Below are 25187 nucleotides of genomic sequence, written 5' to 3'. Positions count from 1 at the left end.
CCGTGCCGCCCCTGGCCTTCGAGCGGTCAGTCCCTGGCGAGCCGGGACCGCAGGACGGTCTCCCCGACGGCCTGGACCATCTCCGCGACCGCCGCCTCCGGCGGTGGGGCCGCGCGACCGAGCGCCTCGCCGAGCGCGGAGCGCAGGGCGCCGATGATCACCGCGCCGGCGAGCCCGGCGTCGATCGACCCGGGCAGCTCGCCGGCGCGCTGGGCCCGCCGGATGTTGCGCGCGGCCGCGGCCTCGTGGACCCGCTGCCGTTCGGCGTCCGCGCGGGTCGCGGCCGGCTCGTGCAGCAGCCCGGCCGCGACGGCGCGGCCCAGCGGATGCCGGTACAGGAAGGCGACCTCCCGTTCGATCCGCAGGGCCTCCTGCTCGAGCCAGCCGCGGCCGGGCCCGGCCGGTGTGCTGAACACGGCGGCGTCGTACTCGTCGTAGAACGCGTGGACGACGGCCGCGACCAGCCCGTCCTTCCCGTCGAAGTAGCGGTACAGCACGCTCGCGGAGACCCCGGCGCGCTCGGCGAGCGCCGTGACCTCGAGTGCGCTGCCCTCCGCGAGCATCTCCTGTGCCAGCGCGAGCAGCCGCTGTCGCGTCCGCTCACCCTTGGGGCTGTGCCCGGGAGTGTGCCCGGGGGCCTGCCCGGCCGTCGGCCCCCGGCTCACAGCTCGATGACGTGGTCGGGGTTCGGCCGCCGCTCGGGCGGTGCCTGGCTGTAGTCGGCGAAGTCGCCGTCGCGCCGGGCCACCGCGGCGCGCACGCCGTCGCGCTCGGCCAGGTCGATGAACCGCTTCGCGTCGGGGGTGTTGCGCATCAACCCGTCGAGGATCGGGCCCAGTGTCTGGGTCGATGCCAGGCCCATGTTCTCGTAGGCCTGGTTCACGATCAGCTTCATCGCCGCGAGCTGCGACGACGGGATGCCGGCCAGCCTCGTGGCCGTGGCCCGGACCGTCGTCTCCAGCTCGGCGAACGGCACCGACCGGTTGATCAGCCCCATCGCGACGGCCTCGGGGCCGGTCAGCGCCGCGCCCGTCAGCGCGTACTCCTTGGCCCTGGTCAGCCCCAGCCGGTAGAGCCACATGCCGGACAGGTAGCTGCCCCACATCCGGCTGTACGGGGTGCCGATCACCGCGTCGTCGCTGGCGACGACGATGTCGGCGCACAGCGCGAAGTCGCTGCCCCCGCCGACGCACCAGCCGTGGACCTGCGCGATCACCGGCTTCGGTGCACGCCAGATGCTCATGAACTTCTGCGTCGGCGCGATCGCGGGCGCGGTGGCGAGGACGAAGTCGCGCCCGGGGTCCCAGGCGCCGTCCGTCGACAGCCACTCGTCCCAGTGGTGGAAGCCGTCGCCGAAGTCGTAACCGGCGCAGAAGGACCGGCCGGCGCCGCGGACGACGATGACCTTGACCTCGTCGTCGCGCACCGCGTCGGCGACGGCCGCCTCCACCTCGTCGGGCATCGGCGGGACGATCGTGTTCAGGTGCTCGGGCCGGGCCAGGGTGATCGTCGCGACGTGGTCGGCGACGGCGTAGACGATCGTCTCGTAGGTCCGCTGCATCGTCGGAGCATCGCCGCGTCGAGGGCCGCGGTCAAGAAATGAATTCACTTCTCTTTGCTCCACCACGCAGGATTTCCGGACATCCCGTGCAGGCGGGCCGCCCGGCTCGGTGGGACGCCCCGCGCGGGCTAGCGTGACGCCATGGAGATCGGTCTGCATCTCTCGGATCTCACGTATCCGAACGGTCCCGGCGCGCTCGCCGACGACCTCACCCGCATCGTGACGACGGCCGAGGAGGCCGGCTTCGCGCGGATCAGCATGATGGACCACGTGTGGCAGATCGCCGCGCACGGTCCGCCCGAGCACGACATGCTCGAGGCGTACACGACCCTCGGCTACATCGCGGCCCGCACCAGTCGCGTCGGTCTGGTCAGCTGGGTCACCGCGGTGAGCTACCGGGCTCCGGGCCTGCTCGCCAAGCTGGTCAGCACGCTCGACGTCCTCTCCGGCGGCCGGGCGTGGCTCGGCGTCGGCGCGGGATGGAACGCCGAGGAGGCAGCGGGGCTCGGGCTCGACTTCCCGCCGCTGGCGCAGCGGTTCGAGATGCTCGAGGAGACGCTCCAGATCTGCCGGCAGATGTGGGACCCCGCTGCCGACGGGCCCTACGACGGCACGCACTACCAGCTGAAGCGAACCCTCAACGTGCCCGCTCCGCTGCACCGGCCCCGGGTCCTCATCGGCGGCGGCGGGGAGAAGAAGACGCTGCGGCTGGTCGCGAAGTACGCCGATGCGTGCAACATCATCAACTCGCCCGAGCTGGAGCACAAGCTCGAGGTGCTGCGCGGGCACTGCGAGCGCGAGGGCCGCGACTACGACGAGATCGAGAAGACCGTCCAGGTCGTGCTGGACCTCGGCGACGACGGCGAGAAGACCGACGAGTTCCTCGCGACGCTCGAGCGCCTCGCCGCGCTCGGCGTCGACTCCATCCAGGGGAAGCTGCCGCAGGTCTGGGAGCTCGACCGGGTGCGGCGCTTCGGCCGCGACGTCATCCCGGCCGCCGCCGCGCTCTGACGTGCTGCCGCGGCCGGGAGACCGGCCGCGGTTCACGTCGTCGGCGATGTCGCGGGGTCCGGCGGTACGCCTGCGGTTGCCCGACGCGACCCCGGTGCCGCCCACCGTCGCCGCGACCATCGAGGCGAGGACCAACGGGCTGCCCCGACGCACCCGCGACGCGCTCGCCGCCGGGGCCGTGATCGGGCGCGACGTCCCGCCCGACCTGCTGGCGGACCTCCTCGATCTCCCGGACGAGGCCGTCGCCGACGCGGCCCTCGCCCCGGCCGTGACGGCCGGGTTGCTGCGCGCGGTCCCCGGCGGGTACCGCTTCGCCCACGTCCTGGTCCGCGACGCCGTCGAGGACCGGCTCGCCCCCGACCGGCGGGCACGCCTGCACGATCGCCTCGCCGACGTCCCGGACGGGGTGCTGACCGCCGCGGAACGGGCCGAGCACGCGACGCGGGTCGTCCGCACGCCACGGGAACGGACCCGGGCCGCCCGGCTCGCCGTCGTCGCGGCGCGCGACGCGCGCGTCCGGCTCGCCCACGAGGAGGCCGAGCGCGCGGATCGGCGCGCGCCCGGCACCGATGTACGGCGCGGCCCAACGGTTCTTCGTCCTGCGTCGGTCCGGGCGCGCCTCCGAGGCGTCGGACGATCTGTACGCGGCCGCGGCAGCGTATCCGCGGCTCGTCACGCTGCGGTGCGGCATCGCCCTGCTGCACGCCTCGACGGGGCGCCGCGCCGACGCGGCCGCCGAGCTCGAGGCGCTGACCGCCGACGACTGCGCCGCCATCCCCTTCGACGCGCTGCGAATGTCCGCGCTCACCCAGCTCGCCGAGACCGCAGTGCTCCTCGGCCACCGCCCGGCCGCGGCGGCGCTGCGCCGGGCCCTGACACCCCACAGCGGCACCCTGGTCCTCCAGGGGCTGGTCGTCTGGATGGGCGCGGTGGACCACTACCTCGGAACCGTCGCGGCCGTCCTCGGCGACGAGGCCGACGCGAGGCGCCTGCTCGACCGGGCCGTCCGGCGGCATCAGGAATGGGGCGCGCCGGTCCTGGAGGCCGCCAGCAGGCGCGCCCTGCGCACGGCGACCGCTCCCGCCCTCACCGAGCGGGAGCGCGAGATCCTCGACCTCGTCGCGGGCGGATCGGCCAACAAGGAGATCGCCCGGCGGCTGGGGATCAGCGTGCACACGGTGGAACGGCACGTCGCGAACGGCTACTCCTTCGTCGGCCTGGACGAGGGCCGGTTGAAGGACGCCGTCGCCGAGCTCGGGGCATCACACGGCTGCGCCGTCGCCGACGTGACCGACGAGGCGGCCGTGGTCGAGGCGATCGGCGCGGCCACCGCCACCCTCGGCGGCCCGCTCGACGTGCTGTTCTCCAACGCGGGGATCAGCGGGGCCGTGAGCGGGGTCGTCGACTACCCGTCCGAGATCTTCAGCCGGACCCTCGCCGTGCACGTCACCGGCGCGTTCCACATGATCAAGCACTCGCTCCCGGTGATGAAGGACGGGGGCAGCATCGTCATCACGTCCAGCGTCGTCGGCCTGATGGGCTTCGGCGGGCTCTGCGGGTACATCTCGGCCAAGCACGCGCAGGTCGGGCTGATGCGGGCCGTCGCGACCGAGGTCGCCCCGCGCCGGATCCGGGTCAACACGCTGCACCCCGGGCCGACCTCGACGGCGTTCCAGGACGAGATCGAGATGGCGGCCACCGGGCTGGACCAGGCCGCGGCCGCCGCCGTGTTCGACGATCTCCTCCCGCTCAAGCGCCACGCCGTCCCCGAGGAGATCGCGGCGGCCGTCGTCTACCTGGCGTCGGACGAGAGCAGCTTCGTCACCCGGACCACGCTCGCCGTCGACGGCGGCCTGGCCGGTTGACCCGCGACCCGCCGGGCGGCCCGGTTCAGTCGTCGAGCGGGTCCCGCGACAACGCGGCGGTCAGCAACGCCACGAGCGCCGCGTGCTGGACGTCGGTCGAGGAGGAGGCCTCCGCCGGCGCCGCGCCGTCGAGGGCCTGGGCGGCGAGGTTCCCCTTGTCGTCGATGAGCTCGGCGATCCGGGCGTCGATCGTCTGCGCCGCAATGATCCGCCACGCCGTCACGGGCTCGGTCTGACCGATGCGGTGGCAGCGGTCGATCGCCTGCGTCTGCTCGGCCGCGGTCCAGGACAGCTCCGCGAGCACGATGTCCGACGCCACCTGCAGGTTCAGGCCCACACCGGCGGCGGTCAGCGAGCAGACCGCGATCGCGACGTCCGGGTCCTCGACGAACGCGTCGACGTTCTGCTGCCGGGCGGTGCGGGACTGCTCGCCGCGGATCGAGGAGAAGCGCACACCCTGCCGGGTGAACAGGTCCTCGGCCGCGTCCATGACGTCGACGTGCTTGGCGAAGAAGACGACCTTGCCGGCACTCCGCGCCAGCTGGGCCGCGTAGTCGGCGGCGAGCTCGGCCTTGGCCTGGCCGATGAGCCGCATCATCGTGAAGACGTTGTCGCCCGACGACGCGGACGTCGCGTCCTTCTGCTCCCAGCTCGCGACCTGGTGCACGAGCTCGTGGTCGATGCCGTCGACGGCGTCGACCTCCGGGCCGTCGCGCCGGGCGGCCAGCGCGCTCTCGTACCGCGCCACCATGCGCCGGGCCAGATCGCGCTCGGCCGCGCGGATGGAGCGGCCCGCGGGCCCGTCGAGCTCGACGGGAAGGTCCGCGATCCGGCGGGCCGGGATGTCGGCGGCCACGTCGACCTTGCGTCGGCGCACGATCCCCATGTCGACGACGCACTGCCGCGCCGCCGGGTAGAAGCCCGGGTCGGCGGGGGTCAGGCCGGTGTCGTCGAGCGCGGCCATCAGCGCGGGAAGCGGCTTCTTCTCGTCGATCCAGCCGAGGAACTGCCAGATGGCGAGGAAGTCCTCGATGTCGTTGATCAGCGGGGTGCCGGTCAACGCCATCAGCAGCGGCTGCGGGGTGCGCGCCCGGATCCGCTCGGACAGGCTCAGGACGTGCTGGGACCGTTGCGAGGACTTGTTCTTGATGAAGTGCGCCTCGTCGACGACCATGCCGCGCAGCCCGAAGTCGCCCAGCCAGCCGACGTGGCGGTCGAGCACCTCGTAGTTGACGACGACGATGTCGGCGAACCCGTCGATCGTCTCGCCGTTGCCGTGGATGACGGTGGCCGTGCGCCGCGGCGTCCAGAGCGCGGCCTCACGGGCCCAGTTCGTCTTGACGACGTTGGGCACCACGACGAGCAGCGGGTACGCGTCGGCGGCCTCCGCGGCGAGCAGGGCCTGCGCGGTCTTCCCCAGCCCGGGCTCGTCGGCGAGCAGGAAGGTCCGGTGCCCGGCCGCCGCCGCGGTGACGACCTCGGCCTGGTGCGGCATCAGCTCCAGCCCGGTCGAGGTCGTCCGGTTCAGGGGGTCGGGCAGCGTCATGCATGCCGGCGCGCCGGGCGCGGCCCGCTCGAACGACCGCAGCAGCGGGTCGAGCAGCTCCCACGTGGCCAACCGCGTCGCGCGGGGCGCGGGCGGGCGGGGCGCGGAGAAGTCGGGTGCGAGGAAGGGGTTGGCGAGCTGGCGGGACACCACCGACTGCGGCACGACGCGGTGCGTGTTCTCCACCGCGGCGGGCTCGGGCGCGCGGACCTCCTCGGGGGGCGGCTCGATGCCCGCGCTCGTGAGCAGGTCCCGCTTGAGCAGGCGCGCGTCGTCGGAGACGACGGCGTCCTCGTCGAGCAGCGCCATGAGCGCGGCGTCGCGGACGGCGGTGGTCGCGAGGATCGTCGCGATGCCCTCCAGCCGCTTGAGCTGCTCGGACCGCTTCGCCTCGCTGCTGTCGGCGTCGGACCGGACGCGGGCCCGCTCCTCGCGCAGCAGCAGTGCGACGGCCTGGAACTTCGCGCGCGTCGTCGAGGTGATCCGGCCGTTGCGGACGGTCGTCTCCACCTCCCGGGACGCGCGCGCCAGCACCGAGACGACGTCGGTGGGGCCCTGGGGCCGGGTGTGTCGACGGTCGCGCGGGGCACTGCGGCGAGCCCTCGTCTGGGGCCGGCCTCGTCGGGCCACTAACTCCTCCTCCGGATGTCCGGCACGGTGGCGCTGCGTCAGCGTCGTGCCGCGATCTGTCGCGCCGGCTCTCGTTCCGATACGCGCGACCGTGGGGCCCACGGACCAGCGGGATCCGGTGCCGCGGAACGTCCGCGGCCGAACACGCGGCCACCTGACGGCCGGGGTTCTTCGCGCCACCGCGAGCGGCCGGCCACATCGGACCAGAGCAACGCACAGGCGGCGGGATCGCTTCCCATCATAGCGTGTGTCCGCCGAGAGCGGGACCGCGACGCCGTCCGGGTCCCGTGACGGACGCCTCGTCCGCAGGTCGGACCGGCGCGTCGGACCGTCGAGCGTGCGCCGACGTGCAGGGTGTCGTGCAGGTACCCGCGCAGGACCCGGGGTCGGCGGAGTCGGCCACGAGCCCGAGGCAGCCGTCGGGACGGACCAGCGCCAGGCTCTCCGGGCCCAGCCCGTCGCGCTCTCCGGGCCCAGCCCGTCGCGCCGGCCGAGCGCTCCCGCCGCGTCGACGACGCACCGTCGGTCGGCGGCATGGCGATGTCGCGCAGCCGACGGGCCGGTCGGCGGTCAGCGGATCGGCAGCCGGACCTCGAGCGCGGTCCGGCCGGGCGCGGAGTCGATCGTGATCGTCCCGCCGTGACGCTCCACGACGATCCGCCGCGCGATGTCCAGGCCCAGACCCGTCCCCTTGCCGACGTCCTTGGTCGAGAAGAACACGTCGAACGCCCGGGCGGCGACCTCCGGCGTCATCCCCGGGCCGGTGTCGGCGATCGTCACGACCACGGCGCCGCCGTCGGCCCGCGTCGACACCCGGAGGGTGCCGGTACCGGCCATGGCGTCGGCGGCGTTCGTGACCAGGTTGGTCCAGACCTGGTTGAGCTCGCTGGCGTAGGCGTCGATCGTGGGCAGGTCCGGCGCGTAGTCGCGGACGATCGCCACCCCGTCGGCGAGCCGGTGGCGCAGCATCGTCAGCGTGCTGTCGAGCCCCTCGGTGACGTCGACCCGCTGCCGCGCCGCGCGGTCCATCTGCGAGTACGACTTCACCGCGGTGACCAGCTCCGAGATCCGCCCGGTCGCCTCCTTGAGCTCGGCCAGCAGGGTGTCGGCCGCGGCGGTGCTCGTCACCCATCCGAGGGCGGGGCCGAGCGCGGGCCCGTCGAGCAGCGCGCCGACGCGCTCGCACCAGCCGACGTCGGCCCCGGCCGCGGCGAGCCCGGGCGCGATCTCCCAGCCCCGGTCGACGCCGTGGTCGTCGAGCCAGCCCTCCAGGTCACCCTCCAGGTCGGCGAGCGCGAGCGGGCTCGTGACGTCGGGGCGGGTCCGCAGCTCGGCGCGCAGCTCGTCGAGCGCCGTGACCTGCGCCGCCGAGATGCCCGACGCGACCAGCCCGGCGAGCGACGACGTCAGCGCGTGGCAGGTCTCCTGCAGCGCGTCGGAGGTCCGCGCGGCTGCCGCTGCCGGGTTGTTGATCTCGTGGGCGAGCCCCGCGGCCAGGGTGCCGAGCGTGACGAGCGACTGCCGCTGTCGCGCGGTCGACTCGATCGAGCGTGCCGTGTGGTAGAGCCCGCCGATCAGGTGGCTGCCGAAGGGGAACCACTTGCGCGCCAATGCCGCGAGCGCGTCCGACGGCAACCGCAGCACGCGTCCGGCGACGGTGCCCCGGGCCGTCGCGAGGTAGACGCCGCGCTCGTCCCATGCCCGGAAGCCACCGGCCCAGCGCCCCGGGACGTCCATCCGCCCGACGACCGTCTCCTCGCGCCCGACGTGCCGGCTCAGCTCGACCGCGCCGTCGATGACCGCCCACCAGAAGTCCGCGGGGTCGCCCTCGTGGAACAGCTCGGCGCCGGGCTCGATCGCGACCACGGTGCTCGCCTCCGCGAGCTGGCCCAGCTGCTCCTCGGTGAGCCCGCCGAACAGCGGCACGGCGCGGAGCTCGTCGACACTGGTCACTCGGCGTTCTCCCATCGGGGGGCCACTCGGGTGGTGTCGTCGATCTTCCGGGTGCGAACCCGTCCTGTCGACCAGCTGATCGGTAGTCCGTCGACGATGCCGGGCGCGACTGCCGAGAATGACGACTGCCGGGAATGACGACTGCGCTGAGGATCAGGAAACCGCGCGGGCCGCGCGGCAAGCTCGTCGTCGTGGCTGTCGACGATGCGGTGACCGACCAGCGGGTGCGGCGGGTCGCCGCGGACGACCTGGAGGCGCTGCTGCGCCGGATCTTCGCGGCGGCGGGCTGTGCCGACGACGAGGCCGCCCGGGTCGCGCGCGACCTCGTCGACGCCAACCTGACCGGGCACGACAGCCACGGCGTCGTCCGGGTGCCGGCCTACGTCGACTGGCTCGGGTCGGGGCTGGTGCGCGCGGGCCAGGACGTCGAGGTCGTCACCGACGGCGGGGCGTTCGCCGTGCTCGACGCGCACCGCGGCCTCGGCCAGACCGCGGCCGCGCACGCGACCGACCTCGGCATCGCCCGGGCCCGGGAGCACGGGACCTCGATCGTCGCGCTGCGCAACGCGGGCCACGTCGGGCGGGTGGGCCGCTACGCGGAGACGGCCGTCGCGGCGGGTCTGATCGCGATCCACTTCGTGAACGTCGCGGGGTCGACGCTCGTGGCGCCCTTCGGCAGCGCCGAGCGCAGGTTCTCGACGGCGCCGTTCGCGATCGGGCTGCCGCTGCCGGGGCGGCCGCTCGTGCTCGATTTCGCGACGTCGCTGGTCGCGGAGGGCAAGGTGCAGGTCGCGTCGTTCGGTGGGAAGCCGCTGCCTTCCGACGCCCTGATCGGCGACGACGGCGTCCGCTCCGGTGACCCCCACGTCCTCTACGGCGACTACGGGCCGCTCGAGCGCAGGTCGGCGAGCCGCGGGACGGGCGCGATCCGCGCCTTCGGCGAGCACAAGGGCTCCGGCCTGGCGCTGATGTGCGAGCTGCTCGGCGGCGCGCTGACCGGCGGCGGGTGTGCGGGCCCGGTCACCGAGGAGGGTCGCGGCATCACCAACGGCATGCTCTCGATCCACCTCTCGCCCGCGCACTTCGGGACGCAGGCGGAGTTCGAGCGCGCGGGCCACGACTACCTCGACTGGGTCCTGTCGGCACGGCCCGTCGACCCCGCGAGTCCGGTGCTGGCCCCCGGCGACGCCGAGGCCCGGACCCGGGCGGCTCGTCTGGCCGACGGTGTCCCGCTGCCGACGGACGTGTGGGAGGCGTTGCGCCGCACCGCCGACGGGCTGGGTCTCGCCCTCGGGTGAGCGGTTCTGGGACGATCGGGGGCAGGCAGCGTGCAGCCAGCCGATCGGAGGTCCGATGCCGCGCGATCTCGACCTCCGCAAGCTGCGCTACTTCCTCGCGCTGGCCGAGGAGCTCAACTACGGCCGGGCCGCGCAGCACCTGCACATCGCCCAGCCCGTGCTCAGCCGGCAGATCCGGGCGCTCGAGGCGGAGCTGGGCGCGTCGCTGTTCGTGCGCGACCGCCGTGGCGTCGAGCTGACGCCGGCGGGGGAGGCCCTGCGCGCCGAGGCCCCCGCGCTCCTGGCCGCCGCCGACGCCGCGCGCCGCCGGGTCGCGAGGGCCGCCCGCGGCACCGACACGTTCACCATCGGTTTCATGCCGGGCCTCATCGTCACCGCGGCCGCGGTCGCGCTGGAGACACGTCGGCCCGGGCTGCGGGTCCAGGTCGTCCGCACCGGATGGGACGACCAGGTCCAGGTGCTGCACGACGGCCGGGCCGACGTCTCCTACGTGCGGCTGCCCGTCGACGAGCGCGGCCTGCGGGTGATCGGGATCGCCGAGGAGCCGCGGGTCGCGGTCGTCGCCGCGGCGCACCGGCTCGCGGGCAAGGACGAGATGACGCTCACCGATCTCGCCGACGAGCACCTCCTGCAGAACCCGGACGCCGTCCCCGAGTGGCGCGAGGTCGCGACGGAGATGCGCGAGCGGGTGCCGCGTCCTCCCGGGGAGGACCGCTACGGCGTCGAGGAGAAGCTCGAGCACGTCGCCCGCGGCCGCGGGGTCGCGGTGCTGCCGGCGTCGGTCGCCGCCTTCTACACCCGGCCCGACATCGCCGTCGCGACGATCACCGACATCGGTCCGAGCCGGGTCGCCCTCGCCTGGCAGGCGCAGCGCCGCAGCCCGTTGATCAGGGACTTCGTCGATGTCGTCGCCGGGCTCGACAGTCCCTGCACGGTCCTGGCGCCGCCCGGCTGACCCGGCCGGCGTCCCCCGACGAACGCCTGCGTCAGGCGAGCAGAGCGCCCCCGTCGACGGCGGTCACGGTGCCGGTCGCGAACCGTTGCGTCATGCAGTACATGTACGCCAGCGCCGCGTCCTCCACCTCGCCGACCCGGCCCAGCGGCACCGACCCGGCCTCGGCCGCGTAGAGCGCGTCGCGGTCCGCGGGGGGCAGTACGTCCCACATCGGGCTGCGCAGGAGGCCGGGTGAGACCGCGTTGACCCGGATGCGGGGCGCGAGCTCGACGGCGAGCGCCCGGGTCAGCGCGTCCACGGCGCCGACGATCGAGGCCGCGACCGCCCATCCGGGAGCGGGTCGCGCGGCGGCGGAGCCCGTCGTCAGGGTGATGGAGCCACCGTCGCGCACGTGCGGCACGGCGGCGTGCACCGCGGCGAGCGCGCCGAAGTAGCGGAGCTCGAAGAACGCGCGCGCCCCGTCGAGGTCGAGGTCCTCGACCGACATGAGCGACAGCGGCTCGCCCGCCGTGAAGACGACGTGGTCGACGGTGCCGAGCTCGTCGAACACGGCCGCCACCGCGGCGGGGTCGGTCAGGTTCGCGGCGACGCCGCGCGCCGACGCGGGGAGCTCCGCGAGTGCCTTGTCCACACTGGACCGGCGGCTGGAGACGACGGTGACCTGCGCGCCCGCGTCGGCCGCCAGCCGGGCCGTCGCCAGGCCGACGCCCGACGTCCCGCCGAGCAGCACGATCCCGGTCCCTGCGAGTGAGTTGCTGATGTCCATGTGGCCACGGTGCGCCCGCGGGGACGGCCGGGTCCAAGACCTGTCCGGGCGTCTGTGATGCCCGGTGGGTATCAGCGCTCGTCGGGCAGCTGCGCGGCCGCGGGGTGCGGCGCGTCACGGGTGAGCGTCGCCAGCACGCGGGCGGCGTCGTCGGCCCCTTCGCCGCCGCCCGCCTCGGCGTAGAACGCCTGCACCGGCGCCAGCAGGGCCCGGGCCCCGTCGCGGTCGCCGGCCGCCGCCAGCGCCTCGGCGAGCGCGGTGCGCGCGACCGCGAGCAGCCGCAGGTCACCGGCCTGGTCGGCCTCGGCGACCGCGTGGCGGAGGGTGTCGGCCGCGGCGGGGTCCCCGCCGTCGAGCCGGGCGCGTCCGAGGTGGACCCGGTGCAGCGCCGCGGCACCCGACGCGCCGAGTCGGGCGGCGGACTCGGCGGCGCGCTTGTGGTGCCCGGCGGCGTCGGCGAAGCGGTGCTCGGCGTGCGCGATGCGGCCGAGCGCGGCCTCGGCGTGGGCGAGGCCCCAGGCGTCGCCGAGTGGCCCGACGATGCCGATCGCCTCCTCGCACGCCGTGCGGGCCGCCGCGACGTCCCCGAGCGCGACGTGCGAGAACGCCGCGAGCAGCGCCGCGGCGCCCTCCTCCCAGGCGAGCCCCCGGTCCGCGGCGGCGGACCGGCTGCGCCGCAACGCCTGCAGCGACGCGACGGGGTCGTTCTCCTGGAACAGCACGAATCCCGCGACCCGATCGGCGTCGACGGTGCCCGGCCCTGCGGCGTCGAGCGCGGTCCGGGCGGCGCGCAGGTCCCCCGACATCGCCTCGTGCCAGGCCTCCAGCAGCAGCGCGCGGTCCCGCAGGCCCGCGGGCGCGTCGGGGGCCGCGAGCCGGGCCGCGCGCAGCCGGGCGGCGGCCGCGGTGTCGTCCAGCAGCACCCAGGCCCAGCCGAGGTCGGCGACGATCCCCAGGCCGGTGACCGGGTCGTGGGTGCGGGCGTGCAAGAGCGCGGCGTCGACCGTCGCCCGCTCGGTGGCGACGGCGCCCACGCAGCCGGCCTGCCCCGGGCCGCGGACGCGGGCGTCGACGTCCGCGGCGAACCCGGCGACCCAGGTCGTCATCGCGGCCGCCGCGGTGCGGTCCTGCCCGGCGTCCGCGGCGCGGGCCGTCGCGAAGAGGCGCACGCTGTCGAGCAGCCGGTAGCGGCTGGCGCCGGTGCGGTCGGTGCCGACAGTCGCGAGCGACCGCTCGACGAGCCGGTCGACGACGTCCAGCGTCGCGGCCGCCGGCACGCCGAGCGCCGCCAGCACGTGCGCGGCGGCGTCGGGGCCCGCGCCGTCGGGGAACCGGGCGAGCGCCCACAGGCCGCGCTGGTCGTCGGGGAAGAGCAGGTCGTAGGACCAGGCCAGCGCCGCGTCCAGCGAGCGGCCGCGGGCGGCGGGATCGGTGAGCAGCGCGAACCGGTCGTCGAGCCGGGCGACGATCTCGGGGACGGTCAGCACCCGGGTGCGGGCGGCGGCGAGCTCCAGCGCGAGGGGCAACCGGTCCAGGGCCCGGCACAGCGCGTCGACGGGTGCGGGATCGTCGCCGGGCCGGGCGGCCCGGGCCCGGAACAGCGCGACGGCGTCGGGCTCCGGCAGCGGTTCGACTGGCCGGACGTGCTCGCCGTCGAGCCCGAGCCGGCGCCGGCTCGTGGCCAGCACCCGGATCCGGGGCGCGGCGGCGAGCAGGTCCGCGACGAGCGCCGCGACGTCGTCGACCAGGTGCTCGCAGGTGTCGAGCAGCAGGAGGTGCCCGGCGCCGCGCACGCCCGCGGCCGGGTCGGCCGCGTCGACACCGGGAACGACGTCGGCCAGCGCGGCGGCGACTCCGTCGGCCGTCCGCACCCCGTCGAGGCGGACGAGCCACGCCCCGCCCGCGACCCGGGCCGCCTCGACCGCGAGCCTCGTCTTGCCGACGCCCGCCGGCCCGACGAGTGTCACCAACCGCTGCCCGGCCAGGTCGGCGGCGAGGCCCGCGAGGTCGTCGGCCCGCCCGACCAGTGGTGACATCAGCGCCGGGAGGTTGCCCCGGGGCCGCGGCACCGGGTCGAGCGACGGGTCGTGGGCGAGCACGTCCCGCGCGACGGCCGCCAGCTCCGGGCCCGGGTCGACGCCCAGCTCGTCGGCGAGCCGCCGGGTGACGCGGCGGTGCGCGGCGAGGGCGTCGGACTGCCGGCCGGCCCGGTAGAGCGCCCTCACGAGCAGCGTCCACAGCCGCTCGCGCAACGGGTTCGCCGCGATCAGCGTCTCCAGCTCGCCGACGAGCTCGCCCGCCTCACCCTGGGCGAGCCGAGCCGCGAGCCCGTCCTCGGCCAGCCGGGTCCGGGTCTCCTCCAGGCGTGCGCGGTGCGGCGCCGCCCACTCCCCGGCGCCGGGGAGCACCTCCGGCCCGAACAGCGCGAGCCCGGCCGCGCAGGCGCGCGCGGCCCCGGCGGCATCGCCGGCGGCCAGCAGTGCCGACCCGGTCGCGGCGAGCCGTTCGGCCACCACGGCGTCGACCGCATCCGGCTCGACGACGAGGGTGTAGCCGGCGGTGTCGCCGACGAGCAGCGCCGGGTCGCCGAGCGCGCGGCGCAGCTGGGAGGCCTTCACCTGCAGCGTGTTCGGCCGGGCGGCCGGATCGTGCGGCCACAGCTCGGCCACCAGCCGCTCGGTGCGCACCGGCGCGCCGGCGTCGAGCGCCAGCCGCACCAGCAGGGCCGACGTCAGACCGCCGGGGACGGGCAGCACCTCGCCGTCGCGGCGGACCTCGACGCGACCCAGCACCGCGACGGTGAGCACGCCGGGAGCGTAGGAGGCCGCCGCCGTCAGCGGAACCGTCAGCGGATCGTCAGCGGCCCGCGGGAGCGTTCCGCCATGACCGCAGCCGACCGCACCGACGCACTGGTCCGCGGGCTCGTCGCGGGCGACGACCGGGCGATCGGCGAGCTCCGGGCCCTGTCCGCGACCAGCGAGGACGTGACCGTCCTCGTCGCGACGGCGCTCGTCGGTCCCGGGTGGCCCGCGCTGCTCGACCGGGCCGCCGCGGCCGCCGCCGACCTGCGCGGCCGCCAGCTCGTCGCGATCGCCCGTGCGCACCTCACGGGCGACGACGACCGCGCCCGCCTGCTCGCCCGGGACCACCTGGCCGAGCACCCCGAGACCCTGCTGGTCGCCCACATCGCGGCCGGCGCCACCACCAGGAGGACACCGTGAACCCGACCGATCTCACCGCTGCGGGCCCGGCCCGTGCGACGACGGCCGTCTGCCGCGGCACCGCCGTCACGATGATCGCGGCCGCGGTGATCGCCGACGTCGCCTTCACCGGACTGGGCGCCGTCTTCGACTATCCGGACGTCCTCGAGCACCCGGCGGCCGAGGCCCTCGCCGCGTTCCGCGCCGCGCAGGGCGCCGTGAGCGCGTGGTTCCTGGCGCTCGCGCTCGGCGCGGCGCTGCTGGCGCCGGTCGCGATCGGCGTCGGCAGGCTCTCGGCGGCCCGGGCCATGCGGTGGGCCGTCCCGGTCGGGATCGCCGCGGCGGTCGTGCAGGTCGTGGGCCTGCTGCGGTGGCCGCTGCTCGTGCCGGGCTGGGCGGCCTCCGGCGACGTCGACGCGTTCGCGACGGCCAACCGCGTGCTCGGCACGGTCGTCGGCGAGACCGGCGGCTACCTGCTCACGGCGCTGTGGACCGGGCTGGTGCTCGTCGCGCTCGGGACGCGCTTCGCGGGTCGCTGGTTCGTCGCGCTCGGCGCGGCCTCGGCGGTGCTGGTGTTCGTCGGGGTGTTCTCGCCGGTCGGGCTGCCGCTCGTCGATCTCGCCAACTTCGCCGGCTACGTGCTGTGGAGCCTGTGGCTGGTGGCGTTCGCGATCGTCCTGCTCGTCCGCGCCCGGCGTTCCTGAGCGCCCGGTACCGCCGGGAGGCTTGCAGAAGCGCGCTCGCGGGACGACCGTGGAAGTCCGAGACCCGACGGCGACCGTGAGGACAGACATGACCGCAGGTACTGGACTGCGGTCCGCGCTGGGCCCGGTCCGGGCGCACGCGAAGTCGATCGCGCACTGGGCGCTGGTCCTCGCGGCACTGGGCTGGCTCGCGTGGCAGGCGCCCGACCTGCTGCGTTCGGCCGACGAGGCCGGCACCGCGCTCGCCGACCTCAGCTGGACCTGGACCGGGATCTGCGCGTTGCTGGCCCTGGTCGCGCTCGCGACGTACGGGGAGCTGCACCGGCGGTTGCTGGTCGTCGCGGGAGCCCCCATCGGGATCGGCACGATGCAGGCGATCACGTTCGCGGAGAACGCGATCTCCAACACGGTGCCGGTCGTCGGCGGCGCGGGGTCGATGGCCTACTCGATCACCCGGCTGCGCCGCCGCGGCGTCGACGCCACCCTCGCGTCGTGGTCGGTGGTGCTCCCCGGCGCGTTGTCGACGATCGTGCTGATCGGCCTCGCGATGGTCGTCGCGGGCGCGGCCGGCTGGCTGCCGGTGTGGCTCGCGGTCGTGCTGGGGCTCGTCGTCGCGGGCGGGTCGGCGCTGCTGTGGGTCGTCGTCACCCGGCCGGTGGTGCTGCGCCGGGCGCTCACCGGGTTGCTGCACGTCGGACGGCGGCTGCCGTGGCTGTGCCACCACTGCCGCGGCGCGTGGGCGCTCGACCCGGGTGCGGTCGCCGACCGGATCACCGCACGGATCGGCATCCTGCGTCCGACGCCGCTGCAGTGGGTCGTGCTGATCGGGCTCGCGACGCTGAGCTGGGGCCTCGACTACCTGGCGCTCACCGCGGCGGCCATGGCCGTCGGCGTCCCGGTCGCGTGGTCGGGGTTGGCGCTGGGGTTCCTCGCGGTGCAGGCGAGCATCGCGCTGCAGATCCTCCCCGGCGGCGCCGGGCTCGCCGAGGCCGGGCTGCTGGGCACGCTCCTCGCCGCGGGCGTCGGGGCGGGCCCCGCGGCGGCGACCGTCCTGGTGTACCGGCTGATCACGTGGCTCGGGCTGTCGGTCGTGGGGTGGGTGGTCTACGCGGTGCAGATCCACGCCGGACCGCCGCACCGCCACCGGCACACCGCCGAGCTGGCGCCCCACCCGGCCTGACGCACGCCGCGGCCGCCCTGCACGTGGCAGGACGGCCGCGTCGGGTCGACGGGTCAGGCGGTCGCGCTGGCGTCGCGCTTGGGCAGCACCCAGCCCGGCCGCGGGAAGTGGCAGGTGTAGCCGTTGGGGTAGCGCTCCAGGTAGTCCTGGTGCTCGGGCTCGGCCTCCCAGAACGGGCCCGCCGGCTCCACCTCGGTCACGACCTTGCCGGGCCACAGCCCCGACGCCTCGACGTCGGCGATGGTGTCCAGGGCGATGTCGCGCTGCTCGTCGTTCATGTAGTAGATCGCCGACCGGTAGGACGTGCCGATGTCGTTGCCCTGCCGGTTCTTCGTGGTCGGGTCGTGGATCTGGAAGAAGAACTCGAGGATCTCGCGGTAGCTCGTGTCGGCCGGGTCGTAGACGATTTCGATGGCCTCGGCGTGCGTGCCGTGGTTGCGGTAGGTGGCGTTGGGGACGTCGCCACCGGTGTAGCCGACGCGCGTCGTGACGACGCCGGGTCGGCGGCGGATCAGGTCCTGCATTCCCCAGAAGCACCCTCCGGCGAGGATCGCCTTCTCGGTCTGGCTCATGTCCGGGTTCCTTCCGTCGTGGGCCTACCACCACGTCCAACGCTCGGAAGGGGATCACCCATCCCGCAGCAGCGCTCCCGAGGGCGGTGGCGGCGGTCTCCCCAGCATCCTCCCCGACGGCCGCCGACGACAGTGGTCCCGGACACCTCCCGGCAGATCGGCCCCGACGATCAGTCGAAGTCGGCGGGGGTGAACGCGCGCGGCTCGACGAGGACCATCCAGTTCCCGGAGTTGTCACGGGCCACCGCCTCGACGCCGTACGGGCGCTCCTCGGGCGGGTTGACGAACTGCACGCCCTTGGACACCAGGTCCTCGTAGGTCTTGCGGCAGTCGTCGACGTTCATGCCCAGCCCGTTCATGCCGCCGCCGTCGAGCGAGCGGTTGATCGCGTCGACCATCTCGGGCGAGAACGGCGGCCCGGGGACCGTCAGGTGCACCTGCAGCTCGGGCTGGTTGGGGTGCTTGACCGTGCACCACCGATAGCCGTCGCCGATGGTGATGTCGGTGTGCTCCTCGAAGCCGAGCACGTCGATGTAGAAGGCCTTGGACTCGTCGACGTCCTTGACGAAGACGCTGGTGATGGAGATGTTCGTGATCATGCGGTCAAGGCTAGGAGCCCGACGGGTCGGCGGGCTTCTCCTGGATTGCGGAGCCTGCCGACCTCCGCTCCGCGAGCCCCCACATGAACACCCAGCAGCCCGGGACGTGCGGCGCGCCCGTCTCCGCCCAGCGCCGCTGGAACTCCTTCGGCGTCTCGCCGACGATCTCGCGGAACCGGCTGCTGAACGACCCCAGGCTCGAGAAGCCCACCGCATGGCACACCTCGGTGACGGTGAGGTTGGTGGCGCGCAACAGGTCCTGGGCCCGCTCGACGCGTCGCTGCGACAGGTGGGCCGCGGGGGACAGGCCGTAGGCCGCGGTGAACAGCCGCTGGAAGTGGTACTTGCTGATGCCCGCCACGGCCGCGACGGCCTCGAGATCCAGCGATTCGGTGTAGTGCCGGTCGATGTGGTCGCGCGCCCGGCGCAGGTGCACCAGGACGTCCCCCGGTACCCGGACCTGCGGTGCTCCCACGCCACCGGAGTCTAGGACGGCAGGCGGCCGCCGAGGTCGACGACGACGTACTCGTCCTCGACCGCCACCGGGAACGTCTCGGCCGTATAGGGGCCGGGGACGCGGACGTCGGCGCCGCCGCGCTCGACGACCACCGGGTAGGACCGCACGCGCACGCGGTCGGGATCGCACCACGAGCGTCCCGTCGCGAGGTCGAACTCCCACTGGTGCCACGGGCAGCGCAGGATGCCGCCCTCCTCGGTGAACGCGTACTCGCCCGGGCGCGTCGAGGACACCGGCCGGGTCAGGATGCCCTCGCACAGCGGGCCCGCCTGGTGCGGGCAGCGGTTGCGGACGGCGAAGAACTCGCCGTCGACGTTGAAGACGCCGATCTCCCGGCCGTCGAGGGTGACCAGCACCCTGGACCCGGGCGGGACGTCGCCGACCCTGGCGACGACGTGCCGGGTCATCGCGGCAGCCGGTACAGCTCGCGGGCGTTCCCGGTCATGATCTTCGCGCGCAGCGCCGCGTCCAGCGGCACGGTGCGCAGGACCTGGTCGGGCGCGTCGAAGTCCCAGTGCGGGTAGTCGCTGGAGTACATGACGCGGTCGCGCAGGCAGGGCAGGTCGTCGAACACCCGGGCGAGGCTGCGCGGGTCGGGCGGTTCCTCGACCGGCTGAGTCGTGAACCAGACGTGGTCGGCGACGTACTCCGACGGCCGCCTGGTCAGGTGCGGCACCTCGTCGTGCATCCGTTCGAACGCCGCGTCGAGCCGCCACACCAGCGCCGGTGCCCAGGCGACCCCGCCCTCGATGATCACGATCCGCAGGTCCGGCAGCCGCTCGAGGACGCCCGAGCACACGAGGCTCACCAGCTGGTGCTGGAAGGTCTGGGCGTTGCCCGCGTGGTCCTCCAGGTAGTACGACGCCCAGCCCGCCGCGGTGCTCGGGTGTCCGCCGACGCCGCCGAAATGGATGCCGACGGGCAGGTCGTGCGCCGCCGCCGCCTCGTAGATCGGCCAGTAGCGCCGGTTCCCCAACGGGGCCGACGTCTTGATCTGCAGGTACACCTGCACGAACCGCGGGTCGCCCGCGACCCGCTCGATCTCGGCGACGGCGTACTCGGTGTCCTCGACGGGGACGACGATCGAGCTGCGCAGCCGCGGGTCCGGGTCGAGCCACTCGCGCACGACCCAGTCGTTGGTGGCGCGGGCGAGCGCGGCGGCGTACCCGGGGTTGCGCATCCCGGCCTGGTCGGGCCGCACGATCGGGCCGAGGACCGCGTACTCGATGGCCCAACGGTCGAGCAGCTGCTCGCGCAGGAACGGCAGGCTCGACCCGGGCGCCGAGCCGTCGGGCGGCCAGGCGTCGGTGCGTGCCGCGCCGAGCGCCATCCGCGGGTAGAGCGAGGCGTGGAAGGGGTTGCCGCCGTAGCGGTCGTGGCGCTCCCGCCACTCCTCGGGCAGGTTCTCCCGCAGCGCGGCCGGTGACGGCATGGCGATGTGGACGTCGCAGTCGATCCACGTGGTGCGCGCCGGGGCCGCGGGCCGCTCCTCCAGCGCCGTCACCGCGCACCCGCCGGTGACCCGAGCCCGTAGAGCTCTCGCGCGGTGCCGGACAGCATCGCCGTCGCCTCCTCGTCGGTGAAGTGGGCCGGGACCGCTGCCCGCGGATCCGCGACGACGTCGTGCGGGTAGCCCGAGCCGTAGAGCAGCAGTTCGGCGCCCCACATGTCGTCGAGGACGTGGCGCAGGCCCGCGGCCGGCGCGTCGGCCGGGCCGGTGGTGAACGACCAGGCTCATGAGCTGCGACTGCGCGACGGCGGCCATCCCGACGAACTCCTCGACCAGGTACGTCGGCCAGCCCACGCCGGTCGGCGCGTTGCCGGTGAGGCCGCCGTACCCGAGACCGACGACGAGCCCGCGCTCGGCCGCCGCCGCGTGCAGCGGGTGGTACTCGCGGCGGCCGTAGGGCATCGCCGAGCGGATCGGCAGGAACACCTGGACGAACCCGGGATGGTCGCCGACGCGCTCGATCTCGGCCACCGCCGCCCCGGGGGTGTGGCTCGGCACGACCATCGACGCGCGCAGCCGCGGCTCGGGCTCCAGCCACTCGGCGACGAGCCAGTCGTTGACCGCCGCCGCCACCGCGGCCGCGCCGTCGGGGTTGCGGATGGACTCGATCGCGTAGGCGCACTGCAGGACCGCCGACTCGATCCCGGGCAGGTCGAGGACCTGTTCACGCAGGAGGGCGAGGTCGCTGCCCGGCGGGCCGGAGGCGGGGATCCGCGCGTCGGGGTGCCGCGACATCGGCATCCCCGGCGGCCACGCCGACTCCGGTGCGCCGCGGAACGCGGTCGTCGCGACCTGCTCGCGCCAGAACGCCGGGAGGTACGGCAGCAGCGCGGTCACCGACGGGACGACGGCGTGGACGTTCGCGTCCACGATCGGTGTGGGCACGGGCGTCACCTTCCGCCGGGCGGTGCGGTCCCGGGCGCCGCACCCCCGGCGCCCTCGTCGCGTCCTCCCAGCATCCGTCGCGTCGACGCCGGACGCGAGCCCCGTGGCGCACCGATCCGTGACGATCCGCGAAGGCGCCGGCCGGCATATGCCGCGTGGCGGGACTTCTCGGGCTGGATCCACCCGGCCGCGGCGCGGCACACTCCGGGGATGGGTGAACGCGACGGGTCGCTGCTCTCGATCGGCAGCACGGGCTCGATCCTGTCCATCGGCAGCAGCGGGTCGATCCTGTCGATCGGTTCGACGGGCTCGATCCTGTCCATCGGCTCGGCCGGCTCGTTCCTCTCGGTCATGTCGGTGGCGTCGTTCCTCAGCGTCGCGTCGATCCTCAGCGGGATGTCGGACCGCTCGCTGCTGTCGTGGCGGGCGCGCCGCGCCGTGCTGTCCCCGCGGCGCGAGGGACGTGCGCGCCCGACGCTGCTGCGTCGCGCGGACACCGCCTGACCGCGGGGTCCGTCGTGCGCCCGCGGAGACTCGTCCGAATCATCCGGATCCGGGTAGCTTTCCACCGATGAGCGTCGCGCCGGCCCCGCAGCAGGTGCGCTTCTGCCGTTCCCGCGACGGCGTGAAGATCGCCCACGCCCGCTACGGCGAGGGGCCGCCGCTGGTCATCAACACGTGCTGGCTCTCGCACCTGCAGTACGACTGGCAGAGCCCGGTGTGGCGGCACCTCGTCGAAGGACTCGGCCGGTCCACGACCACCCTGCGCTACGACGAGCGCGGGTTCGGCCTGTCGGACTGGGACGTCGACGACTTCTCGTTCGAGGCCCGCATCGCCGACCTGGAGGCGGTCGTCGACGACGCCGGGTTCGACCGGTTCACGTTGCTGGGCATGGCCCAGGGCGGTCCGGTCGCCATCGCCTACGTCGCGCGCCATCCCGAGCGCGTCGACCGGCTGATCCTGTCCAGCTGCAGCCCCGCGACGATCGTCGACGAGCAGGACGCCGAGATGGAGGAGGCGTTCCTGCACCTGATCCGCGTCGGCTGGGCCCGCCCGGAGAGCGAGTTCCGGCGGGTGTTCACCAGCCTGATGATCCCCGGCGCGACGCCCGACCAGATGGCCTGGCTCGACGACCTGCAGAAGATGGCGACCTCCGCCGAGAACTGCGTCGCCGCGCGCCGCGCCCGCTACGACGTCGACGTCCGTCCCCTGCTGCCCGGCCTGGACCTGCCGACGCTGGTGATCCAGTCCCGCGGCGACCGGCTCACCGACTTCGCCGACGCCCGCGAGCTGGCCGCGAGCATCCCGGGCGCCCGGCTCGTCGCGCTGGAGAGCGAGAACCACATCCTGCTCGCCGACGAACCCGCGTGGCCGATCTTCCTGCGCGAGGTGACGGACTTCGTCGCGCCCGCCCCCGCGCGTCCCGACGTGGCGGAGGCCGTCCGGACGCTCACGGCGCGCGAGCGCGACGTCCTGCGGCTCGCGGCTGCCGGGAACGACAACGACGCCATCGCCGCCGCGCTGAGCCTCAGCCCGCGGACGGTGGAGCGGCACCTGCAGAACGTCTACCTGAAGCTCGGTGTCTCGGGTCGCTCCGCGCGCGCCGCCGCGGTCGCCGCGCTGCTCGCCGCGCGCTGACCTACGCGTACGCGACCCCGGCCGGCCACCGGATTGCGTGCTGACGCGCATCCGCCCCGCCCGCCGCGCCCCTAGCGTCGGACGCGTTCACACCGCATCTCACCAGGGGGTATCCCGAATGTCGGTCCTCACCGAGTCCGTCGAGAAGTTCACCGCCGACCCCGGCACCGGCCGCATCACGCCCGCCGTCACCGCGACCGCCGCCAACGGACACACCCGGCTGTCCACCGGCCCCTTCAACTTCGAGTGCGACCTGCCGCCCGCGGTCGGCGGCGGGGGCACGGCGCCGAGCCCGACGGCCTACCTGCTCGGCGCGCTGGCCGGTTGCGCGGTCACGTTCATCTCCTCGACGCTCGCGCCCCAGTTCGGCGTCGAGATCGACGAGCTGTCGGCCACCGCGCGCTGCGAGAGCAGCCTCGCCGCGCTGCTGGGCGTCGACGGCACCGATCCCGAGCTGACCGGCATCTCGATCGAGATCACCGTCTCCTCGCAGAGTCCCGTCGACCGTGTCGACGCCATGCGCCGGGCCTGGACCGAGCGCTGCCCGGTCTACCTCTCGCTGGTCCGCCCGATGGCGGTGGACGTGCGCTTCGCGTGACCCGTGAGCGGCGATGGTCGTCCGGGCGACCATCGCCACTCACGAGGAGCGTGGGGTCGGAGTGGGGCTGTCCCCCCGACGGCGGGGGCCTGCCCGATCGATCCGGCGCCGCGACCGGACCACCGTGGGCGTGAGAGACGACCACTGCGACGAAACGGACGGTGCCCGATGCCGCACGCCGAACCGGAGACCGACCCCGGGAACGACCCGGCCGAGCTCCACGACCTCGTGGGAAGGCTCGGGACCGGCGGTCTACCGGCCGAGCTGCTCGCCCGGCTCGCCGTCGAACGGGACGACACCCGCGACCCGTTCCTCGCCGACTACCTCGACGGGGTCCTCGCCGCGTCCGACACGCACCTCGGGCTGCCGCTGCTGGAGCGGGTCCGGACCGCGGCCGCGCTCTCCGCGGAGCGGCTGGCCACCCTGCTGGTCGCCGACGTCGTCGCCCACGAACGCGCCGCCGAGGGCGGTGACCCGGCGCTGCGCCGGCGCCGGGTCCGGCACGCGCTGCGGTTCGTGGCCGTCGCGACCGGAACCCGGCTCGCCGACGTGGACCTGCCCGCGTTCCCGGACGGCCCCGCCGCGCCGTGGTTCGCCCGGACCGTCCATCCGGTCACGGCGGGCCACGACGGGTACGCGCTCGTCCGCGTCCTGCAGGCCCGGGAGATGCTCTTCACCGTCCTCGCCGACGACGTGCGCGCGGCGACGCTGGCCGTCGGCGACGGGCGCCCGGCCGAGGCCGCCGAGCTGGTCGCGCACGCCACGACGACGTTCGGCCGTGCCACCATGCTGTCCCGCGTCGTGGCGATTCCGCTGGCCGGCGACGTCCGATCGGCGCGGTACGAGCGGTTCGCCGCGGCGTGCGGCCCGCTGGGGACGCGGCTGCGCGAGGCCCGGCCGGACACGCTGGCCGGTGCCGTCGCCGCCGAGCCGGACTCCGACCTCGTCCCGGCGCTCGACCGCCTCGACGCGGCGCGCAGGCGATGGGCGGGCAGGCTCGCCGCCGACGCCGCGCGCGACCCGCTCCGCCTCGACCGGGCGGCCTGAGCCCGCCCCTGGCCGGGGCCCCGGGGCCGACCTAGTGTCGACGACATGGACATCCCGGTGCTGGCCTTCGACCGGGCGCGCCGCGCCGACGGTTCCTTCGACCCGGAGTTCCTCGACGCCCTCCGTGCGGCACTGCACGAGGTCGGGTTCCTGCAGCTCACCGACTACGGCGCCGCTCCGGGCCAGGTCGAGGAGTTCGCCGCCGTCGTGCAGCGGTTCTTCCAGCTCCCGCCCGAGCAGCGCCTCGCGCTCGACAACCGGCGGTCCCCGCACTTCCGCGGCTACACCCGGCTCGGCCACGAGATCACCGCCGGCCGTCCCGACGCCCGTGAGCAGCTCGACTACGGCCCCGAGCTGCCCGCCCGGCCGCGCACCGAATGGGACGCGCCGTACCGGTTGCTCGAGGGCCCGAACCAGTGGCCCGACGAGGCACTGCCGCAGCTGCGGACCGTCGTGCTGGCCTGGGCCGACCTGCTCTGCCGCGTCGCGACCGACCTGACCCGGGCCGTCGCGGCGTCGCTCGGGCTGCCCGAGGACCAGTTCGACGACGCCTTCGCCGACACCCCGCACTGGTTCGGCAAGCTCATCCGCTATGTCGGCTCGGAGTCCGACGGTCCCGATGCCCAGGGCGTCGGCCCGCATGCCGACTGGGGCTTCCTCACCCTGCTGCTGCAGGACGGGACCGGTGGCCTGCAGGCCCGCCCGCCGCGGGCGACCGAATGGGTCGACGTCCCGCCGCTCGACGGCGCGCTCGTCGTCAACGTGGGCGAGATGCTCGAGGTGGCGACCCACGGCTACCTGGTGTCGACGGTCCACCGCGTCCTGCCGTGCGCTCCCGGGACGACGCGGCAGTCGGCCGGGTTCTTCTGGTCCCCGCGGCTCGACGCGACGCTGCACGCCGTCCCGTTGACACCCGAGCTCGCGGCGCACGCGCCGGGTGTCACCGAGACCGCGCACAACGCGCTGCTCCCGCGCTTCGGCGACAACGCCCTGAAGGGCTGGTTCCGGTCGCACCCCGAGGTCGCCGAGCGGCACCATCCCGAGCTGGCGGCCGACCTGGCCGTCGCCGCCGGCGGCGGCGCCACCTAGGGACGGACTGCCGCCGCCGACCGGGTGCGTTCGGTGCCGTTTCTGCCGGATGTCCGCATCGT

Annotated in this window: 23 protein-coding genes; 12 read left to right on the top strand and 11 right to left on the bottom strand. The window is 74.9% G+C overall.

What is annotated here, in order from left to right; genetic code table 11:
* Window positions 1-26 precede the first annotated feature (26 nt).
* Together PSD17_RS07530 and PSD17_RS07525 are read right to left on the bottom strand one after the other, a co-directional pair.
* Window positions 27-665 carry a TetR/AcrR family transcriptional regulator gene (locus PSD17_RS07530; RefSeq protein WP_013678319.1) on the bottom strand — a complete coding sequence of 213 codons (639 nt, stop codon included), beginning with the start codon at window positions 663-665 and terminating at the stop codon, window positions 27-29.
* Complete coding sequence (locus PSD17_RS07525; protein ID WP_013678318.1) at window positions 662-1561, bottom strand: crotonase/enoyl-CoA hydratase family protein; 900 nt, start codon at window positions 1559-1561, stop codon at window positions 662-664. Before PSD17_RS07525 ends, PSD17_RS07530 begins: the two co-directional genes overlap by 4 nt.
* Window positions 1562-1702: 141 nt before the next feature.
* On the opposite strand from PSD17_RS07525, the gene PSD17_RS07520 reads away from it, so the two are divergent.
* The gene (locus PSD17_RS07520) at window positions 1703-2572 is read left to right on the top strand and encodes an LLM class F420-dependent oxidoreductase (protein WP_013678317.1); all 870 of its coding nucleotides are present in this window, start codon (window positions 1703-1705) and stop codon (window positions 2570-2572) included.
* Between the two features lie 569 nt (window positions 2573-3141).
* Window positions 3142-4437, top strand: coding sequence for an SDR family oxidoreductase (locus PSD17_RS07515; protein WP_339122233.1), 1296 nt, complete (start codon window positions 3142-3144; stop codon window positions 4435-4437).
* Between the two features lie 25 nt (window positions 4438-4462).
* Here PSD17_RS07515 and PSD17_RS07510 read toward each other — a convergent pair whose 3' ends face one another.
* Together PSD17_RS07510 and PSD17_RS07505 are read right to left on the bottom strand one after the other, a co-directional pair.
* Window positions 4463-6613, bottom strand: a complete 2151-nt coding sequence (locus tag PSD17_RS07510; RefSeq protein WP_013678315.1) for a DEAD/DEAH box helicase — start codon at window positions 6611-6613, stop codon at window positions 4463-4465.
* 570 nt (window positions 6614-7183) lie between these two features.
* Window positions 7184-8566 carry a sensor histidine kinase gene (locus PSD17_RS07505; RefSeq protein ID WP_339122232.1) on the bottom strand — a complete coding sequence of 461 codons (1383 nt, stop codon included), beginning with the start codon at window positions 8564-8566 and terminating at the stop codon, window positions 7184-7186.
* 191 nt (window positions 8567-8757) lie between these two features.
* Between PSD17_RS07505 and PSD17_RS07500 the strand changes: the two genes are divergently transcribed.
* Both PSD17_RS07500 and PSD17_RS07495 read left to right on the top strand, forming a co-directional pair.
* Entirely contained in the window at window positions 8758-9864 is a 1107-nt protein-coding gene (locus tag PSD17_RS07500; protein ID WP_202946327.1) for a malate/lactate/ureidoglycolate dehydrogenase, read from the top strand.
* 55 nt (window positions 9865-9919) lie between these two features.
* Entirely contained in the window at window positions 9920-10819 is a 900-nt protein-coding gene (locus PSD17_RS07495; RefSeq protein WP_339122231.1) for a LysR family transcriptional regulator, read from the top strand.
* A 31-nt stretch (window positions 10820-10850) separates the two neighbouring features.
* Here the strand turns inward: PSD17_RS07495 and PSD17_RS07490 are convergent, their stop codons facing one another.
* Complete coding sequence (locus PSD17_RS07490; RefSeq protein ID WP_339122230.1) at window positions 10851-11585, bottom strand: SDR family oxidoreductase; 735 nt, start codon at window positions 11583-11585, stop codon at window positions 10851-10853.
* Window positions 11586-11656: 71 nt separating this feature from the next.
* A complete protein-coding gene (locus PSD17_RS07485; RefSeq protein ID WP_339122229.1) occupies window positions 11657-14392 on the bottom strand; it encodes a BTAD domain-containing putative transcriptional regulator in 2736 nt (911 codons plus the stop codon).
* A 75-nt stretch (window positions 14393-14467) separates the two neighbouring features.
* On the opposite strand from PSD17_RS07485, the gene PSD17_RS07480 reads away from it, so the two are divergent.
* From PSD17_RS07480 to PSD17_RS07470, 3 genes are all read left to right on the top strand, one after another.
* Complete coding sequence (locus tag PSD17_RS07480) at window positions 14468-14806, top strand: hypothetical protein (protein ID WP_041760173.1); 339 nt, start codon at window positions 14468-14470, stop codon at window positions 14804-14806.
* The gene (locus PSD17_RS07475) at window positions 14803-15489 is read left to right on the top strand and encodes a DUF4386 family protein (RefSeq protein WP_013678309.1); all 687 of its coding nucleotides are present in this window, start codon (window positions 14803-14805) and stop codon (window positions 15487-15489) included. Before PSD17_RS07480 ends, PSD17_RS07475 begins: the two co-directional genes overlap by 4 nt.
* A gap of 88 nt (window positions 15490-15577) precedes the next feature.
* Window positions 15578-16669 carry a lysylphosphatidylglycerol synthase transmembrane domain-containing protein gene (locus PSD17_RS07470; RefSeq protein ID WP_339122228.1) on the top strand — a complete coding sequence of 364 codons (1092 nt, stop codon included), beginning with the start codon at window positions 15578-15580 and terminating at the stop codon, window positions 16667-16669.
* Between the two features lie 53 nt (window positions 16670-16722).
* Here the strand turns inward: PSD17_RS07470 and msrA are convergent, their stop codons facing one another.
* The 5 genes from msrA to PSD17_RS07445 all read right to left on the bottom strand — a co-directional run bounded on the left by msrA (window position 16723) and on the right by PSD17_RS07445 (window position 20752).
* Window positions 16723-17241 (bottom strand): peptide-methionine (S)-S-oxide reductase MsrA, encoded by a 519-nt coding sequence (msrA, locus tag PSD17_RS07465; protein ID WP_013678307.1) that lies wholly within the window; start codon window positions 17239-17241, stop codon window positions 16723-16725.
* Window positions 17242-17411: 170 nt separating this feature from the next.
* Window positions 17412-17840, bottom strand: a complete 429-nt coding sequence (locus tag PSD17_RS07460; RefSeq protein ID WP_013678306.1) for a VOC family protein — start codon at window positions 17838-17840, stop codon at window positions 17412-17414.
* Between the two features lie 10 nt (window positions 17841-17850).
* The gene (locus PSD17_RS07455; protein WP_339122227.1) at window positions 17851-18315 is read right to left on the bottom strand and encodes a helix-turn-helix transcriptional regulator; all 465 of its coding nucleotides are present in this window, start codon (window positions 18313-18315) and stop codon (window positions 17851-17853) included.
* An 11-nt stretch (window positions 18316-18326) separates the two neighbouring features.
* Complete coding sequence (locus PSD17_RS07450; RefSeq protein WP_013678304.1) at window positions 18327-18764, bottom strand: Rieske (2Fe-2S) protein; 438 nt, start codon at window positions 18762-18764, stop codon at window positions 18327-18329.
* Window positions 18761-20752 (bottom strand): amidohydrolase family protein, encoded by a 1992-nt coding sequence (locus PSD17_RS07445; RefSeq protein WP_339122226.1) that lies wholly within the window; start codon window positions 20750-20752, stop codon window positions 18761-18763. Before PSD17_RS07445 ends, PSD17_RS07450 begins: the two co-directional genes overlap by 4 nt.
* 210 nt (window positions 20753-20962) lie before the next feature.
* On the opposite strand from PSD17_RS07445, the gene PSD17_RS07440 reads away from it, so the two are divergent.
* From PSD17_RS07440 to PSD17_RS07420, 5 genes are all read left to right on the top strand, one after another.
* The gene (locus PSD17_RS07440) at window positions 20963-21256 is read left to right on the top strand and encodes a hypothetical protein (protein ID WP_049803552.1); all 294 of its coding nucleotides are present in this window, start codon (window positions 20963-20965) and stop codon (window positions 21254-21256) included.
* 67 nt (window positions 21257-21323) lie between these two features.
* Complete coding sequence (locus PSD17_RS07435) at window positions 21324-22391, top strand: alpha/beta fold hydrolase (RefSeq protein WP_339122225.1); 1068 nt, start codon at window positions 21324-21326, stop codon at window positions 22389-22391.
* A 118-nt stretch (window positions 22392-22509) separates the two neighbouring features.
* On the top strand, window positions 22510-22989 hold the full coding sequence (locus PSD17_RS07430) for an OsmC family protein (protein ID WP_339122224.1): 480 nt from the start codon (window positions 22510-22512) through the stop codon (window positions 22987-22989).
* 168 nt (window positions 22990-23157) lie between these two features.
* The gene (locus tag PSD17_RS07425) at window positions 23158-24036 is read left to right on the top strand and encodes a hypothetical protein (RefSeq protein ID WP_339122223.1); all 879 of its coding nucleotides are present in this window, start codon (window positions 23158-23160) and stop codon (window positions 24034-24036) included.
* Between the two features lie 45 nt (window positions 24037-24081).
* Window positions 24082-25125, top strand: coding sequence for an isopenicillin N synthase family dioxygenase (locus PSD17_RS07420; RefSeq protein WP_013678298.1), 1044 nt, complete (start codon window positions 24082-24084; stop codon window positions 25123-25125).
* Window positions 25126-25187 lie beyond the last annotated feature (62 nt).

Origin of the sequence: Pseudonocardia sp. D17 (assembly GCF_036984265.1) — a bacterium.
Classification (GTDB): Bacteria; Actinomycetota; Actinomycetes; order Mycobacteriales; family Pseudonocardiaceae; genus Pseudonocardia; species Pseudonocardia benzenivorans.
The sequence above is the reverse complement of the archived record's forward strand: the minus strand, read 5'-3'. Positions and strand labels throughout refer to the sequence as shown.

Excerpts from the sequence above, each read along its gene's own strand:
- PSD17_RS07430 (WP_339122224.1), top strand. The coding sequence starts at position 22,510 with ATGTCGGTCCTCACCGAGTCCGTCGAGAAGTTCACCGCCGACCCCGGC.
- PSD17_RS07515 (WP_339122233.1), top strand. The coding sequence starts at position 3,142 with ATGTACGGCGCGGCCCAACGGTTCTTCGTCCTGCGTCGGTCCGGGCGC.
- msrA (WP_013678307.1), bottom strand. The coding sequence starts at position 17,241 with ATGAGCCAGACCGAGAAGGCGATCCTCGCCGGAGGGTGCTTCTGGGGA.
- PSD17_RS07470 (WP_339122228.1), top strand. The coding sequence starts at position 15,578 with ATGACCGCAGGTACTGGACTGCGGTCCGCGCTGGGCCCGGTCCGGGCG.
- PSD17_RS07435 (WP_339122225.1), top strand. The coding sequence starts at position 21,324 with ATGAGCGTCGCGCCGGCCCCGCAGCAGGTGCGCTTCTGCCGTTCCCGC.
- PSD17_RS07425 (WP_339122223.1), top strand. The coding sequence starts at position 23,158 with ATGCCGCACGCCGAACCGGAGACCGACCCCGGGAACGACCCGGCCGAG.
- PSD17_RS07490 (WP_339122230.1), bottom strand. The coding sequence starts at position 11,585 with ATGGACATCAGCAACTCACTCGCAGGGACCGGGATCGTGCTGCTCGGC.
- PSD17_RS07525 (WP_013678318.1), bottom strand. The coding sequence starts at position 1,561 with ATGCAGCGGACCTACGAGACGATCGTCTACGCCGTCGCCGACCACGTC.
- PSD17_RS07450 (WP_013678304.1), bottom strand. The coding sequence starts at position 18,764 with ATGACCCGGCACGTCGTCGCCAGGGTCGGCGACGTCCCGCCCGGGTCC.
- PSD17_RS07440 (WP_049803552.1), top strand. The coding sequence starts at position 20,963 with ATGGGTGAACGCGACGGGTCGCTGCTCTCGATCGGCAGCACGGGCTCG.
- PSD17_RS07495 (WP_339122231.1), top strand. The coding sequence starts at position 9,920 with ATGCCGCGCGATCTCGACCTCCGCAAGCTGCGCTACTTCCTCGCGCTG.
- PSD17_RS07520 (WP_013678317.1), top strand. The coding sequence starts at position 1,703 with ATGGAGATCGGTCTGCATCTCTCGGATCTCACGTATCCGAACGGTCCC.
- PSD17_RS07460 (WP_013678306.1), bottom strand. The coding sequence starts at position 17,840 with ATGATCACGAACATCTCCATCACCAGCGTCTTCGTCAAGGACGTCGAC.
- PSD17_RS07420 (WP_013678298.1), top strand. The coding sequence starts at position 24,082 with ATGGACATCCCGGTGCTGGCCTTCGACCGGGCGCGCCGCGCCGACGGT.
- PSD17_RS07480 (WP_041760173.1), top strand. The coding sequence starts at position 14,468 with ATGACCGCAGCCGACCGCACCGACGCACTGGTCCGCGGGCTCGTCGCG.